This window comes from Acidothermus cellulolyticus 11B, from assembly GCF_000015025.1.
GTDB classification, from domain to species: Bacteria; Actinomycetota; Actinomycetes; order Acidothermales; family Acidothermaceae; genus Acidothermus; species Acidothermus cellulolyticus.
Map to the genome: position 1 here is coordinate 2,135,323 of NC_008578.1, position 16,723 is coordinate 2,152,045.

General features: G+C 66.4%; 16 protein-coding genes and 1 tRNA gene. 11 read left to right on the forward strand and 6 right to left on the reverse strand.

Annotation, left to right across the window (positions count from 1 at the left end; all coding sequences use genetic code 11):
• Positions 1-233: 233 nt before the first annotated feature.
• Complete coding sequence (locus ACEL_RS11655) at positions 234-812, forward strand: MarR family winged helix-turn-helix transcriptional regulator (protein ID WP_011720724.1); 579 nt, start codon at positions 234-236, stop codon at positions 810-812.
• Entirely contained in the window at positions 809-2,518 is a 1,710-nt protein-coding gene (locus ACEL_RS09755) for an MDR family MFS transporter (RefSeq protein WP_011720725.1), read from the forward strand. The genes ACEL_RS11655 and ACEL_RS09755 overlap by 4 nt, the downstream gene beginning before the upstream one ends.
• Here ACEL_RS09755 and ACEL_RS09760 read toward each other — a convergent pair.
• Complete coding sequence (locus tag ACEL_RS09760; protein WP_011720726.1) at positions 2,461-3,636, reverse strand: FIST signal transduction protein; 1,176 nt, start codon at positions 3,634-3,636, stop codon at positions 2,461-2,463. The genes ACEL_RS09755 and ACEL_RS09760 overlap by 58 nt on opposite strands.
• Before the next feature lie 198 nt (positions 3,637-3,834).
• On the opposite strand from ACEL_RS09760, the gene ACEL_RS09765 reads away from it, so the two are divergent.
• The 7 genes from ACEL_RS09765 to msrA all read left to right on the forward strand — a co-directional run bounded on the left by ACEL_RS09765 (position 3,835) and on the right by msrA (position 11,265).
• The gene (locus ACEL_RS09765; RefSeq protein WP_011720727.1) at positions 3,835-5,226 is read left to right on the forward strand and encodes a magnesium chelatase ATPase subunit I; all 1,392 of its coding nucleotides are present in this window, start codon (positions 3,835-3,837) and stop codon (positions 5,224-5,226) included.
• A 3-nt stretch (positions 5,227-5,229) separates the two neighbouring features.
• Positions 5,230-7,218, forward strand: coding sequence for a vWA domain-containing protein (locus ACEL_RS09770; protein ID WP_011720728.1), 1,989 nt, complete (start codon positions 5,230-5,232; stop codon positions 7,216-7,218).
• Positions 7,196-8,491 carry an MFS transporter gene (locus ACEL_RS09775; protein WP_011720729.1) on the forward strand — a complete coding sequence of 432 codons (1,296 nt, stop codon included), beginning with the start codon at positions 7,196-7,198 and terminating at the stop codon, positions 8,489-8,491. Before ACEL_RS09770 ends, ACEL_RS09775 begins: the two co-directional genes overlap by 23 nt.
• Before the next feature lie 20 nt (positions 8,492-8,511).
• Positions 8,512-8,946 (forward strand): DUF2269 family protein, encoded by a 435-nt coding sequence (locus ACEL_RS09780; RefSeq protein ID WP_011720730.1) that lies wholly within the window; start codon positions 8,512-8,514, stop codon positions 8,944-8,946.
• Between the two features lie 18 nt (positions 8,947-8,964).
• Positions 8,965-9,729: a DUF72 domain-containing protein gene (locus ACEL_RS09785; protein WP_011720731.1), complete on the forward strand. Its 765-nt coding sequence runs from the start codon at positions 8,965-8,967 to the stop codon at positions 9,727-9,729.
• 71 nt (positions 9,730-9,800) lie between these two features.
• The gene (locus ACEL_RS11660) at positions 9,801-10,502 is read left to right on the forward strand and encodes a mechanosensitive ion channel family protein (protein WP_011720732.1); all 702 of its coding nucleotides are present in this window, start codon (positions 9,801-9,803) and stop codon (positions 10,500-10,502) included.
• 124 nt (positions 10,503-10,626) lie between these two features.
• A complete protein-coding gene (gene msrA, locus ACEL_RS09795; protein WP_011720733.1) occupies positions 10,627-11,265 on the forward strand; it encodes a peptide-methionine (S)-S-oxide reductase MsrA in 639 nt (212 codons plus the stop codon).
• A gap of 29 nt (positions 11,266-11,294) precedes the next feature.
• Here msrA and ACEL_RS09800 read toward each other — a convergent pair whose 3' ends face one another.
• Positions 11,295-11,870, reverse strand: coding sequence for a hypothetical protein (locus ACEL_RS09800; protein WP_148204604.1), 576 nt, complete (start codon positions 11,868-11,870; stop codon positions 11,295-11,297).
• Between ACEL_RS09800 and ACEL_RS09805 the strand changes: the two genes are divergently transcribed.
• Positions 11,869-12,093, forward strand: a complete 225-nt coding sequence (locus ACEL_RS09805) for a DUF4287 domain-containing protein (RefSeq protein ID WP_011720735.1) — start codon at positions 11,869-11,871, stop codon at positions 12,091-12,093. The two genes, ACEL_RS09800 and ACEL_RS09805, sit on opposite strands and share 2 nt — an antisense overlap.
• Before the next feature lie 44 nt (positions 12,094-12,137).
• Here ACEL_RS09805 and ACEL_RS09810 read toward each other — a convergent pair.
• The 4 genes from ACEL_RS09810 to ACEL_RS09825 form a co-directional block, all read right to left on the reverse strand.
• Positions 12,138-12,210 (reverse strand) — tRNA-Leu (locus tag ACEL_RS09810).
• A gap of 297 nt (positions 12,211-12,507) precedes the next feature.
• Positions 12,508-13,830: an NAD(P)/FAD-dependent oxidoreductase gene (locus ACEL_RS09820; protein WP_011720737.1), complete on the reverse strand. Its 1,323-nt coding sequence runs from the start codon at positions 13,828-13,830 to the stop codon at positions 12,508-12,510.
• A gap of 66 nt (positions 13,831-13,896) precedes the next feature.
• The gene (locus tag ACEL_RS12690) at positions 13,897-14,040 is read right to left on the reverse strand and encodes a hypothetical protein (RefSeq protein ID WP_238378033.1); all 144 of its coding nucleotides are present in this window, start codon (positions 14,038-14,040) and stop codon (positions 13,897-13,899) included.
• A gap of 5 nt (positions 14,041-14,045) precedes the next feature.
• Entirely contained in the window at positions 14,046-14,858 is an 813-nt protein-coding gene (locus tag ACEL_RS09825) for a uracil-DNA glycosylase (protein WP_420794992.1), read from the reverse strand.
• A 203-nt stretch (positions 14,859-15,061) separates the two neighbouring features.
• Here ACEL_RS09825 and ACEL_RS09830 point away from each other — a divergent pair, with 203 nt between their 5' ends.
• Positions 15,062-16,708, forward strand: a complete 1,647-nt coding sequence (locus ACEL_RS09830) for a S8 family serine peptidase (RefSeq protein WP_011720739.1) — start codon at positions 15,062-15,064, stop codon at positions 16,706-16,708.
• Positions 16,709-16,723 lie beyond the last annotated feature (15 nt).

Sequence of the window (16,723 nt, forward strand, 5' to 3'; positions counted from 1 at the left end):
CTCGTCTCGATCGACGCCAGTCTGACACCGCGGACCTCGCGGCCGGGTAATGGTTCGTGATCCTGAGCGCCTGACCGCGATTCGCGATCCCGAACCCCCTGACGGGTTCGCGATCCGCGGGTCCCACGACGGGTTCGCGATCCGCGGGTCCCACTGACGGTCCACGCGGGCCGTCACCCGCTCTCTCGGGCCGATTTGACCCCGCCTCTCTGATCAGGCAAAATAGTTGCCTGATGCATGCAAATGATGATCCCCGGGTGTATGGTCTGCTGACCGCGCTCTACACGGTTGCCCGCAACGCCCACCGCCTTCGCCAGGTCGGCGTGGACAGCGCCTGCGACAAGGCCGGGTACTCGATCCTCTTCACCCTGCGTGACACCGGTCCGTTGCGGCTCTCTGAACTCGCAGCTGCCATGCACCTCGATATCTCAACGATCAGCCGCCAGGTGCATGCCCTCATCGCCGGCGGCTTCTGCGTCGCGTCCGACGATCCCGCCGACCGACGTGCCCGCCGGCTGACCTTGACTGACCGTGGGCACGCGGAACTCAAAGAGATCGTCCGCCAGCTTGGCACCGCCCTCGCCGAGACCGTGCAGTCGTGGCCCGACGCCGACGTCGACACGCTGACCACCCTGCTGCGCCGGCTGGCAGCCGACCTGGAGACCACCCTTCTCGCCCGACATTCCGGGCGACCCCGCGTCCGTCGCCTCGACGAGCCGGCGCTCCACGCAGCAGAGCCGGCAGAGCAGGCCTCGGCACACGACGTTCCAGAACAGAGTGACGTCCTCGACCTGAAGGAGACGATGCAGTGACCGAACAACTGACAGCCGCGAGCGCACCGCCGCCCACCCACATGAGTCACCGGCAGATCGTCATCGTGCTCTCCGGGCTCATGGTGGGCATGCTGCTCGCGGCACTCGACCAGACGATCGTGGCCACCGCCTTACCGCGGATCACCGGTGATCTCGGCGGTCAGCAGCACCTCGCGTGGGTGGTGACGGCTTATCTCCTGACCTCAACGGCGTCCACCCCGCTGTACGGAAAAATCTCCGATCTGTACGGGCGCCGGAAGATTTTCCAGCTCGCCATTGTGATTTTCCTGATTGGCTCTGCATTAGCCGGCGCAAGCCAGAATATGGCCGAGCTCATCGTCACCCGTGCCATTCAAGGACTCGGCGCCGGCGGTCTTATCACGCTGGCCCTGGCCATCGTCGGCGACATCATCCCACCGCGGGAGCGTGGCCGATACCAGGGCTATTTCGGCGCAGTCTTCGGCTTGTCCAGCGTCATCGGCCCCCTGCTCGGTGGGTGGTTCACCGACACGATCAGCTGGCGCTGGGTCTTCTACATCAACCTTCCGCTCGGAGCGCTGGCCCTGGTCGTGACCAGCGCCGTCCTGCACATCCCCTTCCAGCGCCGCGAACACAAAGTCGACTACCTCGGCGCGGCGGTGCTCGTCGCCGCAACCTCCGCGGTTCTTCTCGCCCTGTCCTTGGGCGGAAAAGCCGGGAACGGCGGCTACGCGTGGGGTTCGCCGCAAATCATTGGGTTATTCGCTCTCTCGGCGCTGCTGTTCGCCGCCTTTGTCGCCGTCGAAGCACGGGCGGCCGAACCCATCCTGCCGCTGCGTCTCTTCCGCAACCGGGTGTTCACCGTCGCAAACTCAGCCGGTTTCATCCTCGGCTTCGCACTGTTCGGAGCGGTGATTTTCCTTCCCGTGTATCTGCAGAACGTGAAGGGTTCCTCACCAACCGTCTCCGGGCTCCAGCTCCTCCCGTTGATGGCAGGCGTTCTTTTTACCTCGATCGGCAGCGGCCGGCTTATCACCGCAACCGGGCGCTACAAGATATATCCGATCGTCGGGATGGTGCTGGTCAGCATCGCGTTCGCCATGCTGAGCTTCCTCAAAGCCGGCACCTCCTACGCCACGCTCGCCGGGGAAATCGCGCTTCTTGGCGCCGGCATGGGTCTGGTCATGCAGGTCCTCGTGCTCGCGATCCAGAACGCTGTCCCGTATGCCGACCTCGGTGTCGCGACGTCATCGAATGCATTTTTCCGCAGCATGGGAAGTTCCCTCGGCGTCGCGGTCTTTGGTGCTATCGCAACCAACGGACTCACCGCCTATGTCCGGTCGCACGCCACTCCCGATATCCGCGCCGGATTACTAGCCGCACTGAACAAGGGACAGCAAGCGGCAAGCCAGGCCGCAGTCCCACCGGAGATCAAGACGCTGTTCGCCAATGCGTGGGTGCACGCCATTCATCTCACGTTCCTCTGGGCGATTCCCGTGGCCGTCGTGGGCGTTGTCTTTGCCGTGCTTCTCCCGGAGAAACGGCTGTCGAGGCGTTCCGGATTGGCCCGCGCAGCCGACGCAATGGCCGCCGAAGCGGTCACCGTGGACGCCGTCGTCGCTCCGTCACCCGACGGTCGCGGCGCGCACGCCGGATCAGCCGCTCACGGTCATGTGGATCGGTCCGTGCACGTCCCGAAGGCCGCAATCGAAGCCGAAAATCCGTGAAGGTAGGTGCGGCCGGCCACCGGGCCGATCTCACCCGCCGCAAAGAATCCCGCAACAGCCTGCACACCAAGGACGCCGCGCACGACCGAGACGTCGTGTGCGGCGTCCGGGAACAGGTGGGAACCACGCCCGTTGCAGCTGAACAGCAGCGCAGACTCCACGGCGGTGAACTCCTCGCGCAACCGCTTGACCGTGCTGCGCAGGTCATCGCCGGCGCTTGCCGCATCGCGGACGTGGAAGCGGACCGTCCGTCCGACCGGCACGACGTCCCCGATGGCGATCCCCTGCCGGGCCGGGTCGATGCCGAGAATGCCGCGGACCAAGAAATCGCCCATGTCGTGATCCTCGGCGTACTCGTCCATGGCGATTCCGATCTGTAAGCCGGCACTGGCCAGTGCCTGATCCTCCGCGGAGAGCTCGGCCAACACCCGCTCGAGCTTCCGGACAGCCGGCATTCCGGCTAATTCCAGCAGCACGTTGTCGCGCGCCGCGGTGACCGTCATCGGCGGTCCGATCGGCCGGCAGCCCTGACTGACCGCCGTCCGCACCCCGACGGGACCGCCGAGCAAGACGCCCACCGCTCCGCGTTCGACGGAACGACGATCGAGAGAGAGGCGGGTCGAACCAGGCCCCGCCGCGCCGAACGCCATCCCGCCCACTAAAGGCACCGAAACTGTCCTGTTCGCCTGCTCAACAAACCCGTCGGCCGGGAACGAGTATGGGTCGGCGAGCACGATGCCCAGCACGTCGGCGTCGTCAACCGGCGGGAGCCCGAGAACGGCCATGCCCTGCGGAGTACGAATCACTTCGAGGTGGAAGGCGCGGATTCGCACCCCCGGCAGGACACCGGCCCACACACTCGCTGCCGCCCGCCGCTCGACCGCCCGGCCTGCGCCGATCACCCCGCTCGCACTGCAACCGATGACGGTGCGCGCGTGCACGGCCGCGGCAGCGCGCTCCAGCGCACGCGCCGTTTCCGCAGGGTCGTCTCCGCACACGAAGACCAAGGCGAGGTCCGGATTATGTCCGCCGAGGGGCATGCGAGCCGCGCGAGCCGCCGCCTCAGCAGCCCGAACGAGATCGACGTCCGCGACGAGGCCATCGCCAAAACGTGCCACGCAGGTAGTTTACGTCGCCGGCGCAACAAATGATCATTGATATTTCACGGCTCTGTCGCCGTATGGTCCTCCCCTGCGGCCGGTGCGCACCCTCCCCACCGGTTGGTCGCGGCGGTGCGGGCCGGTGACCACCCTGACGACGATGGCGAACCGGTGGTAGGACGACACGATCTCCTTTACCGTCGTAGGGTCGGAGAGGTGGCACCCACTCAGCTTCCTGGAACACTCGGCGCTCTCCGTGAGTCCGGCCACCGCTACAAGCCCGTCAAGGTCGAAATTCGCGACAACCTTCTTGAGTTGCTGCGCACCGGCCGTCCCCGATTTCCGGGAATCGTCGGTTTCGACGACACCGTGCTGCCGCAACTCGAGCGTGCCTTGCTCGCCTGCCACGACTTCGTCCTGCTCGGCGAACGCGGGCAAGGAAAGACGCGTTTATTGCGCACCTTGGCCGGATTGTTGGACGAATGGACGCCGATTATCGCCGGCTGCGAGATCAATGACCATCCGCTTCGGCCCGTCTGTACCCGATGTCTCGCTCTCGTGACAACCGCCGGCGACGAGCTGCCTATTATCTGGAAGCACCGCGACGAGCGGTACGGCGAGAAACTGGCGACACCGGACACCAGTGTCGGCGACCTCATCGGCGACGTCGATCCCATCAAGGTCGCCGAAGGACGCACGCTCGGTGACCCGGAAACCGTGCACTACGGTCTGGTGCCGCGGTTCAACCGCGGCATTTTCGCCGTCAATGAATTGCCCGATCTCGCCGAGCGGATCCAAGTCGCTCTGCTCAATGTTCTCGAAGAGCGAGACATCCAGATACGCGGGTATGCCCTCCGGTTGCCGCTGGACATTCTTCTCGTCGCCAGCGCGAATCCCGAAGATTACACCAACCGCGGTCGCATCATTACACCGCTCAAGGACCGCTTCGGCGCGGAGATTCGCACCCATTACCCGCTTCGATTGAGCGACGAAATCGACCTCGTCATCCAGGAGGCTGACCTGGTCGCCACCGTACCGCTGCACCTTCTCGAAGTCATCGCGCGCTTCACCCGGCTTGTTCGGGAATCCAGTTCCGTCGATCAGCGCTCCGGAGTATCGGCGCGTTTTGCGGTGGCCGGCGCGGAAACCGTCGCGGCGTCCGCGTTGCGACGCGCCGCGCTCACCGGCGAGGCCGAGCCGGTCGCCCGCGTTTGCGACCTTCCAGCGGTCGTCGACACGCTCCGCGGAAAGGTGGAATTCGAGGTCAGCGAGGAAGGCCGCGAGCATGACGTGCTCGCCCACTTGCTACGCCGGGCGATAGCGGAGACATTCCGCGCGCGATTGGGAAATGCCGACCTGTCGGGCGTTCTCGCCCGCTTCGACGAGGGCGAAACCGTAGAGAGCGGCGAACTCGTGCCTGCCGGGGAGCTGCTCCGGCGCATCGGCCCGATCCGGGGACTTGGAAAGATTATGGAACGATTGGACGCCGCCGAAGGCGAAAACCCCGGGCAGGCCGCGGCCGCCCTTGAATTCGTCCTGGAGGGGCTTTACCTGACCCGCCGGTTGAGCAAAGACGAAGTGCCGGGCCGGACCGTCTACGGTCGGTGAGCAATGAGCGCATCAGCCTACCGGTACGGACCGTTTCATGACGGGCCGGATCCGTTGGCGCCGCCGTACGACGTCGCACGGGCGCTGGACGAGCTCGGGGACGACGTTCTTTCTGGCGCGAGTCCCGCAGACGCTCTGAGAAAGCTGCTGCGCCACGGTGCACCGGGACTGCGTGGCACCGACGACCTCCTGCGCCAGGTCCGGGAACGCCGGCGTGCCCTTCGGGAGAGCGGCCGGTTCGGCGGGACACTCGAGCAGGCCCGTGCTTTGCTGGACAAGGCCATCGGCCAGGAACGCGCCGCCCTTTTCCCCGATCCCAGCGATGATGCGCGGTTGCGGGAGGCCGAACTCGACGCCCTCCCTGCGGACACCGCACGAGCCATCCGAGCGCTCGCCGACTACGATTGGCGAAGCCCGCAGGCTCGGCGAACCTATGAGGAATTGAAGAATCTGCTGCGTGATGAGGTGCTCGACACCCAGTTTCGGGGGATGCGGGAGGCGCTCCGCCAGATGCGGGACGCCTCGTCCAGCGCGACCGCTGCCGCCGTCAAGGACATGCTCGCCGACCTCAATGACATGCTCGCGGCCGACGAGCGCGGCGAGCACACGCAGGAGAAATTCGACGACTTCATGGCCCGCCACGGCCACTTTTTTCCCGATAATCCCAGGAATCTCGACGAATTGGTCGACTCGCTGGCGCGGCGGGCGGCCGCCATGGAACGCATGCTCGCGTCCATGAGCCGGGAACAGCGGGAAGAACTCGCGGCGTTGATGGCTCAGGTCATGGCCGACCTCGGCCTGGCGGCTGAACTGGCCCGTCTCAATGACGCGCTGCGCCGCCGACGCCCGGATCTCGACTGGTCCGGCCGGACCCGGCTCCGCGGCGACGAACCACTGTCGGCCCCGGATGCGACGTCGGTTCTCGAGGAGCTCGCGGATCTCGAAGAAGTCGCCGCCACGCTTGCGCAGGATTATCCCGGCGCCCGCCTCGACGACATTGATGAGGAAGCGGTCCGGCGCGCACTCGGCCGCAGTGCAGTAGACGATCTGCGCCGGTTGCGGGACATCGAACGCGAATTGGAACGGCAGGGGTACATCCGCCGCGAGGCCGGCCGGCTGGAGTTGACGCCGAAAGCGGTCCGCCGCCTCGGCGCGACCGCACTCCGGCGGATTTTCGCCTCGCTGGAAGGAGCGCGATCCGGCGGCCACGATACCCCCGATGCCGGGACCGCCGGTGAATTGACGGGCTCGTCGCGACCATGGGAATTCGGCGACGAGCAGCCCCTCGACGTCGTCCGCAGCCTGCGCAACGCGATCCGGAACGGCCGTGTCCGGCGGGAACCCGACGGCCGCCCGGCACTGCGCCTCGCCGTCGAGGATTTCGAGGTCTTCGAAACCGAACGGCGGACCGCCGCCGCCGTCTGCCTGCTCGTCGACCTCTCCTGGTCGATGACCCTGCGCGGCACGTGGGGCGCCGCCAAGGCAACCGCACTGGCGTTGCACTCCCTGGTCACGACGCAATTCCCGCAGGACGCCCTGCAAATCATCGGTTTTTCGAATTACGGCCGAGTACTTCAGCCCACCGAGCTCGCCGGCCTGGACGCCGAAATGGTGCAGGGCACCAATTTGCAGCACGCCCTCCTCATCGCCGGCCGCTTTCTCGACCGCCATCCCGAATACGAACCCATCGTCATGATTGTCACGGACGGCGAACCGACCGCTCACCTCCTGCCGGATGGCGACTACGCCTTCGACTGGCCACCGTCCCGGCAGACGATCACACTCACACTGGCCGAAGTCGACAAGATGACCCGGCGCGGCGCCGCCTTGAATGTCTTCATGCTGGCGGACGATCCGGGGTTGGTGGACTTCGTCGAACTCATGGCAAAACGCAACGGTGGCAGGGTCTTTTCACCGTCCAAGGAGAGACTCGGCAGCTACGTGGTCAGCGACTATTTACGATCGAGGCGTGGACGACGTCGGGCGGGCTGACTCATCGCGCAACGCCCGCCGTTCTCGTCTGCCGATCGGCGCCCTCCCCCGGCCCGTGCTTGTTCTCTCCGTGGTCGCGTTCTGCGTCGCCGTCGGTTTCGGTCTCGTGGTGCCTGCGTTACCGCTTTTTGCCCGGGATTTCGGCGCAAACAAGGCAGCGGTGGGCGCGGTCATTTCTACCTTTGCGGCGATGCGACTGGCCGCCGCGCTCGGCGTCGGCAAGGTCGTGGATATTCTCGGGGAACGCGTCGTCCTCGCCCTCGGCATCGCCATCGTCGCCGTGAGTTCCGCTGCTACGGGTTTCTCGGAGAACTACCCCCAACTGCTGGTGCTCCGCGGTGCCGGCGGCATCGGATCGGCGATGTTCACGGTGAGCGCACTCGCGCTCGTGCTGCGCGTCTCCGACGTCACCGTCCGTGGACGGGCCGCCGGTATATTCCAGGGCGGGTTCCTGCTGGGCGGTATTTTCGGCCCGGTTCTGGGCGGGCCACTCATCAGCTGGTCGATTCGTGCACCTTTTTTCTGTTACGCGGGCACCCTAGTGGTGGCCGGCGGCGTCGGACTCATCGGACTTCGTCAGGTGGAGCGGCCGCCAGGGATCTCACCGCATCGGCGGTCGACGCCCTCCAATGGCGGACGGCGTTCGCCCGTGACCGGTCCTGCCCCACGAATGACGATCGGCGCCGCCCTGCGACAGCGGCCCTATCAAGCGGCACTCGCCGCCAATGCGGCGATTTCGTGGGCGGCTCTCGGTGTGCGGAATTCGCTGATCCCGCTTTTCGTGATCGAAGCCCTGCACGCACCGGCGGTCTGGATCGGTGTGGGACTCACGTTGATGGCGGCGGCCAATGCCGCGGTGCTTCTTCCGGCCGGCCGGTCCGCGGATCGTCGGGGCAGGCGCAGCCTTCTCGTGGCGGGTTGCGCGGTCAGTGGCGTGGCACTGGTGATGCTCGCGGTGATGGGTCATATTGCCGGGTATCTCGCGGCGATGGTGGTGTTCGGCGTAGGTTCCGGCCTACTGGACGTCGCTCCGGCCGCCATCGTCGGGGACATCGCGGGCGGCCGCGGCGGGACGGTCGTCGCCGGCTATCAAATGGCCGGGGACCTTGGGTCGGTGCTTGGGCCGGTCACCGCAGGCTGGATTGCCGACGCCGCCGGCGATCGTGCGGCGTTCTGGACGACCGCCGTCGTCCTGCTCGGCGCCGCGCTGCTCGGGGTTTCCGCTTCCGAAACGCGGAAAATCTCATCGGGTCACGCCATGGAAACACACTGATCATCGGCTAAGGTCGTAGCATGTCCGGCACAGACAAGATCCTGCTCTGGTTTCACGTCGCGACAGCGATTTTCCTGCTCGGCCCGCTGACCGTAGCGACGTCGACGACACCGCGCTACATCCGTGCGGGTGACGTCGCGGTCCTGCGGTATCTCAACCGCACGACCCGATTATTCGGATGGGGCAGCCTCCTGGTCGGCGTCTTCGGCGCCGCCCTCGGTCGCGACGAGCTCTCCAAACCGTGGCTCACGGCCTCGTTCACCCTTTTCATCGTGGCGCTCATTCTGCTGCTCGTCGTGGTCGAGCCGGACCAGCGGCGTGCCATCAATGCGCTGGACAACGGGCAGAGCGCGGAGGTGTACCGCGGCCGGATTGTCGCGCTCTCCGCGTCAGCGGCATTGATCTGGCTCATCATCTTGGTGCTCATGGTCTGGCAGCCGGGCGGCACCCACTGAACGACCGTTCGCGGTGCGATGGACGTGGGCACCGGCGGCACGCGACTGCGGATTGGCACCTGCGGGTGGCAGTACCGGAGTTGGCAGGGCGTGCTCTACCCCACCGAGCTGCCGGCACGACGGTGGCTGGAACACTACGCGACCGTTTTCGACGCCGTCGAATGTGACGCCGCGTTTTACCGGCTGCCGGAACGGACGACATTCGAAAAATGGGCGGCGATGGTACCCGATGGGTTTGCCATGGCGGTCAAGGCGAGCCGTTTTCTCACCCATGTCAAGCGGCTCAGTGAGCCGGCTGACCCGGTACGCCGCATGCTCGACGCGGCGACTGGACTCGGCAACCGGCTCGGCCCCTTTCTCCTGCAGTTGCCGCCGACCATGACCGCCGACATTGATCGGCTCATCGGATGTTTACGCTGCTTCCCGCCTACCGTGCGCGTCGCGATAGAACCACGGCATTCCAGCTGGTGGACAGCCGACGTGCGGGACGCGCTCGCCGAGGCCCAGGCAAGCCTCGTCTGGTCGGACCGGTTAGGCGTCGCACAATCCCCCCTCTGGCGTACCGCCGATTTCGGCTATCTCCGTCTGCACGAAGGCCGGCCGACGTTCCCGCCGCGCTATTCCGTGCGGGTACTCCGCGCCTGGCTGCGCCAGATCACCGCGACGTGGCCGGACGGCGAGGTCTTCGTCTTCTTCAACAACGATGCAGGTGCGGCCGCCGTACGCGACGCGCAGGCGTTCGCCCGGCTGGCCGCAGCGGAAGCGGCTTCCCCGCCGCCCTAGGGTTGCGAGAGACCGTATGTCCGTACGATCGAGCGATCACACCCTGGCGCGATACCGGAAGGAGAACCCGGATGCCCCGCCTGCGACGATCGCGTGCCGTACAGGTGACCGCGGCCCTTGCCGCCGAAGCAAAGGACATTGTGGTCCGGCCACATTTTCGCCGCGCGATCGCGGCGGCATTGCTCTTTGTCGGAGCGTCGGTGGTCTCCGTAAGTCTTGGCGGCATCCACGCCCGGCACCTCGTCGACGGACGATCCGAACCGTGGTTGTCACACCGCGTCGGCAGCTGGGCAGCCGCCGGTGTCGCGGTCGTCACCGGTGTGCTCTGCATCCGGCTCATCGCCAATGAGCTCAGCCGGGTCCTCCGCCAGCGAGGGAACCCGGCTGCCGCAGGCTCTCTGCATTTGTTGATCCAGGTTGTCGGCTATCTCGCCGTCCTGCTGGTGATAGCCGGCCTCCTTGCCGTACGCGTCGAAAGCCTTCTCCTCTCCGGCGCGATCGGCAGCGTCGTCATTGGCCTGGCCGCCCAGCAGGCGCTCGGCAACGCCATCGCCGGGATTGTCCTCCTCTTCGCCCGTCCGTTCGTGGTCGGCGACTACATCACGCTCCGCGCGGGAGCGCTGGGCGGTCAGTACGACGGCGAGGTGGTGTCGATCACTCTGATGTTCACCATCTTGCAGACCGCAGAGGGACCAATCTCCCTGCCCAACTCTGCGGTACTCGCTGCCGCCACCGGCCGGCGTCAACCTCCGTCCGCCCTGCCGCCTGGTTGAGCCGGCCTTCACACGGCGAACCGTCGCCGTCCGGAGAACCGTCGCCGTCCGCCCGGAGCATCGGATCTCTGTCCGCGGGCGATCAACAGAGGCACGGACGAAACGTGTCAGGTAGCCTCACAGTATGGGAATTTTGCGACCGTTGCCGACACTCGACCAAGCGTTGCCGGGACGAAACGAGCGTGCGTTTACGCTGTCCGGCCGGCATGCGGTTCTTGGCACTCCGATCGAACCACCATTTCCCGAGCACACACAACGCGCTGTTTTCGCGCTCGGTTGTTTCTGGGGGGCTGAACGCATATTCTGGCGGCTCCCCGGCGTCTATACCACAGCCGCCGGATATTGCGGCGGCTTCACGCCGCACCCGACGTATGAAGAGGTCTGCACCGGGCTCACCGGCCACGCCGAGTCCGTACTCGTCGTCGTTGATCCCGCGATAGTGAGCTATGCGGAGCTGGTAAAAGTCTTTTTTGAGGCGCATGACCCGACCCAAGGAATGCGCCAGGGGAACGACATCGGCACACAGTACCGTTCGGTCATCTTTGTCGCGGACGCCGGCCAACGTGCGGCGGCGGAGCGCATCCGCGAGCAATACGCCTCAACCCTCGGGCGGGCGGGTTTCGGACCGGTCACGACGGAGATTGCCAACGCCGGCCCGTTTTATTACGCCGAGGAATACCACCAGCAGTACCTGCATAAGAATCCCTCGGGATACTGCGGTTTGCAGGGAACGGGTGTGAGCTGCCCGCTGTCGTCGGCGTAATGATCCGTCGGCGTCATAACCCGCTGTTGTCAACGTCGTTGCACGTGACCCGCCAGCTCCGTCGCCTCCCGGGAAATCTCCGCAATCACCGCACGGACCGGCCGGCGTCCTTCCGGTGTCCAGATGCACTCGGCGGCGTTCGGCAGTGCCACGGCGAGGTCGTGCGCAAGCACCCGCAATTGGAAGCCCACCGCGGTGTCGGCGGCCGACGGCAGCGACCGCCACACGGGCGGCTGCGGTGCGTCGCCGTGCTCGACGCCCTGAACGAGGGCCGCGACGCGCGCCGCGATCCGGCGGGCGGCCGCTGCGACGGAAAGGTCCGACCCAGGGGAGATCCTCCGCGCCAAGGCCAGGGACGACAGCCGGCTCAAGCGCACTGCTAGATCGTCAAGCTGCGAGGGGAACGAAGCCGGGTCATGCGCCGGCGCATCCCCGGCGGATTGATCCCAGCAGGACATGCCGGCGAGCGTACCGAACGGCCGTGCAGCGTCACCCGGCGGCCGGCGCATTCCGCCGACGCCACCTCCCGACGGCTCTTGCCTTAGGGCCGCTCCTGGGGCACGCTGCGAGTATGGACCGTTGACGCCGACCGAGGAGGCCGTCATGAGCGTGCACCACTCCGAAGAGATCCATCGCAATCTGATCGAGCGGGTTCCCCAGGTGACCGGGAAACAGCTTTCGGAGTGGTTCCACGAAATTGACAAAGGTCCCAGTTTCCTGAGATTCGACGAGCGGGTCAACTGGTTGCGCGACGAACACGCGCTTCCGCACGGCTATGCGTATGCGATCTGCCGGGAACATGAGCGCCACCGCGTCAGCCACGAGTAACACCGACTCGCACACCACGCGCGGCAGCGTTTCCGGCGACCGCGTGCCCCCGGTCGGATTCGAACCGACACTGTAACCCTTTTAAGGGGTTCGCCTCTGCCGTTGGGCTACGGGGGCCAGGCCGTTTCGGCCCTTATCGCCACTCGATCCGGCCCGAGCCATTCGACGTGACATGCGCCTCCCTCATCATGCCTGAGGTGTACGCCGGGAAGACGGGCCGGAGCAGGCCGGCCGGTGGACGCCGCCGCAACATCCCATCAGGCCGGCGGACGCCACAGCATCCTGTCGAGCCGACGGCGGACCGGAGCCGGGACGAACCGACCGGCGTGCTCCGCCGCGCCGGTCCGGCATGCGCAGTCCCGGACCTGGCGTGAAAGAGCCGACCGACGGGACCAGCCGCGCCGGCGTCACGGATTACGATGGCCATGCCGCGGCGGTCGGGCGGGCCGCTTGTTCGAATTCTTCGCGGGGCCGCTGCAACGCTCCCAGCGACACAATCTCACGGGGAAAGAACAACGCCAGGGTCCAATCAGCCACCACCCGGACCTTGCGATTAAAGGTCGGAATGCGGGACAGGTGGTACGTGCGGTGCACGAACCAGGCCGGAAAGCCACGCATGGTGACGCCGTAGATTTGCGCAACACCTTTGTGCAAGCCAAGACTCGCGACCGAACCGGCGTACGCATGGCGATAGTCGCGCACCGGTCTGCCCCGCAGCGACGCGACGATATTGTCACCGAGCAGTTTTCCTTGCCGCACCGCGTGTTGCGCGCTGGGACCACAGAGCGCCGGTTGCGGCTTGGTCAGGTCAGGGACCGCGGCGCAGTCACCCGCCGCCCACGCATCATCGACACCCTCGACCCGCAGCGACGCAGTCGCCCGCAATCGATCCTTCTCATCGCGCGGGAGATCGGTGTGGGTGATGAGCGGATGGGCCCGCACCCCTGCCGTCCAGACGAGGGTGTCGGCGTCAAATTCCTCTCCGTCCGAGAGAACAATGTGCCGATCGACCGCCGATTCCAGTCGCGTCTGCAACCGCACCTCGATGCCCCGCCTCCTCAGTTCGGCGATGGTGTAGGCACCGAGCTCCCGGCTGACCTCAGGGAGGATGCGGTCGGTCGCCTCGACGAGAATCCAGCGCATGTCGGCCGGAGAAACATTCGGATATGACCGGCATGCGTCCCGCGCCATGTCTTCCAACTCGGCGAGTGCCTCGACGCCCGCGTACCCCCCACCGACGAAGACAAAAGTCAGCGCCCGGCGGCGCAACGCCGCATCATCGGTCGAGGCGGCGATGTCCAATTGCGCGAGCACGTGATTACGGAGAAATATTGCCTCCCCGACGGTTTTGAATCCGATACCGACCTCCGCCAACCCGGGTATCGGTAGCGTCCGCGCGATTGACCCGACGCTCATCACGAGAATGTCGTACTCGAGCTCTGCGGCCGGTCCGACATGCGGTGCAAAGGTCAACCGCCGGTTGGCATGCTGCACCGCGGTCACGCGACCATTGAGGATCCGGGTACGGCGCAACACACGGCGCAATGGCACGACAACATGGCGGGGCTCAAGGTTGCCCGCAGCCGCTTCTGGAAGGAAGGGCTGATAGGTCATGTACGACTGCGGGTCGATCAGGGTGACGTTCGCCTCGCCGGGCCGCAAGGCGCGCTCCAGCCGCAGCGCGGCGTAGGTGCCGACGTATCCGCCGCCGACGATGACGATGCGCGGAACGGCCACGACGTCGACCCTATCGGTCCAGGCCACCTCGGGCGAACGCGCCGGTGCCGAGCGTGCCAAGACCGATCAGGCCGTCAATGCGCCGACGCTCCGCCCTTTTCCCCGAACGTCGGCGACTTGACTGCTCCCCGACACCAACCGATGTGCTCCGGGAATCGGCGTGCCCGTAGTCAGCACGAATTCATGCCCGTATCCAGTGGGAATACCCATGCCCGCTACTCGGCGTCGGCCAATTGCCGGGCACGGTGAAAAATGGCATCGAGCATCGGTTCGGTGAGTTTTCCGGTGAAGGTGTTCTGCTGGCTGGGATGGTAGGACGCCAGCAGGTGCAATCGCCGTCCATCCGGGTGGGCAATTGTGACGGACCGCCCGTGCCCGAATGACGGAAACGGCCGGGGTATCAGAAATCCGAGGCGGGCCAGCGTCGGCGGGAGGGACTGCCAGGCGAAACCGCCGAGGACGACGAGGACACGCGCGGGGAGAAGTTCGAGTTCGCGGACCAGCCACGGCCGGCAGGTGTCCCGCTCAACCGGCGTCGGTTTGTTCGCCGGTGGTGCGCACCGCACGACAGCGACCAGCCGGACGCCGTCCAGCCGCTGCCCGTCATCGACCCGCTCACTGGTCGGCTGGCGTGCGAAGCCCGCCCGGTACAGCGCGGCGAACAACCAGTCGCCGCTCCGGTCACCGGTGAAGATTCGCCCGGTCCGATTGCCGCCATGCGCGGCGGGAGCCAACCCGACGACGACAATGCGGGCCGCGGGATCCCCGAACCCGGGCACCGGACGGCCCCAGTACGTCTCGGTCGCGAAGGCACGGCGTCGCTGCGCAGCGACCTTCTCCCGCCACGCCACCAGGCGGGGACATGCCCGGCAGCAGCTCGACCGGGCGTCCAGCTCGGCGAGGTCCTCAGCCGAAGCGGCGAGCCGGCTGACGTCCGCCGCACTGCGGGCAACCGGATCGTCCGCCGCACTGCGGGCAACCGGAGTGCCCAGCCGCGCAGGGTCACGCGGCCGGGCACCGCGGGACACGACCACGGCGGCAGTCTGGCACGATCCGCCTCGCAAACGCCGTTGCGCCCCCGCGGTTTGTCCGGCTTTTGAACCGGTTCTAGCGAATTGCCGGGACGTTGTTACTCCGAACGGCAGCGCGAACATGCCCGGTCAGTGGATGGTGCGGCTGATTGCTGTCCGTGACACTTTCACTACACCAAGTCACGAAGTGGGGGAGGATCATGTCAGTCGCGGCAACAATCGCCCGCGGCGTCACCTGGGGAGACAGCAGGTGGCGGAGATTCGCGGCGGCATTCGCCAGCGCGGCGTCGATCGTGGGATTCCTACCCGTGATCGGAGTGACGGGGACGGCGGAAACCCGGCCGTTCGTGTCAGCCGGCGAGTCGTCGTACATCGTGCGGGCGACACCAGGTCACCTCGACGAGGCTCGAGCCGCGATCGGCTCGGTAGGCGGGCGCGTCGGCGTGGACCTCTCCATCATCAACGGTGTGCAGGCCGTTCTCACCGCCAGTGAGGCACGAAGCCTGGCAAACCATCCGGGAATTCTCTCGGTAACGCCCGATTTCGGGGCAAAACTCCAGGGTTCGAGTTACGACCCAAACACTGACGCCGGCGGTCCGGTCGGACTCTCCTCCATCGTCGGCTACAACGCATACTGGAATGCCGGCTTCTCGGGTCAAGGCATTGGAGTCGCGCTCATCGATTCCGGTGTCGTCCCGGTACCGGCACTCTCGGCACCCGGCAAGATCATATACGGTCCAGACTTCACGCCGACCGGGTACTTCACCGAGGTACGAGGCCTGGACACCTTCGGCCACGGCACATTCATGGCCGGGCTGATCGCCGGTCGCGATCCGGGAGCAACCGCGCCGTACTGGGCCAACAGTGGGTACTACTTAGGCGTCGCCCCGGACGCGAACATCATCAGCGTCAAGGTGGCCGATGCGAGTGGTGCGACCATGGCATCCGCGGTGATCGCAGCCATCCAGTGGGTCGTCGCACACCGCAATGACCCCGGCCTGAACATCAAGGTGCTGAACCTGTCGCTCGGGGTGCGGGACGGCCTGCCCTACCAGCAAGACCCGCTGGACGCCGCCGTCGAAGCGGCCTGGAAGGCCGGCATCACCGTCGTCGCGGCGGCCGGGAATGACGGCCAGGTCGGCATGACCGCACCGGCGAACGATCCGTACGTCATCGCGGTCGGTGCGATCGACACGAATTCCACCCTCTCGGTCTCCGACGACACTGTTGCGAGTTTCTCGAACATCGGCGACGGGACTCGCAATCCCGACTTCGTCGTTCCGGGCACGCACATCGTCGGTCTACGCGACCCCGGGTCGGCCATCGACCAGGAGTACGGTAACGGCCCCGGATCCATCAACGCCTCGCTGATGCGCGGCAGCGGAACGTCGGAGGCCGCGGCCATCACCTCCGGCGCGGTGGCGTTGCTCCTGTCGCAGCGCCCGAACCTCACCCCGGACCAGGTGAAAGCGACCCTCGTCATCCACTCCAGCTGGAACCTGCCGCAGCAGCAAGCGGGTGCCGGGGCGCTGAACATGGCCTGGGTGCTCAATGCGGCCACCGAGTACCGCACCCAGAACTGGCCCAGTGCGACCGTGAGCAACGCGGCGTCACCGACGACGAGCGCCGGCTGGAGCCTCACGCCGTCCCGCTCGACCTGGACCGGTTCGACCTGGACGTCGGTGGACTTCACGCGTTCGACCTGGACCGGCTCCACCTGGACCGGCTCCACCTGGACCCGGTCAACCTGGACCGGATGCACCTGGACTGGTTCGACCTGGACTGGTTCGACCTGGACCGGCTCCACCTGGACCCGGTCAACCTGGACCAATTACTCATGGTCCTGACGCCCACGGCCGAAA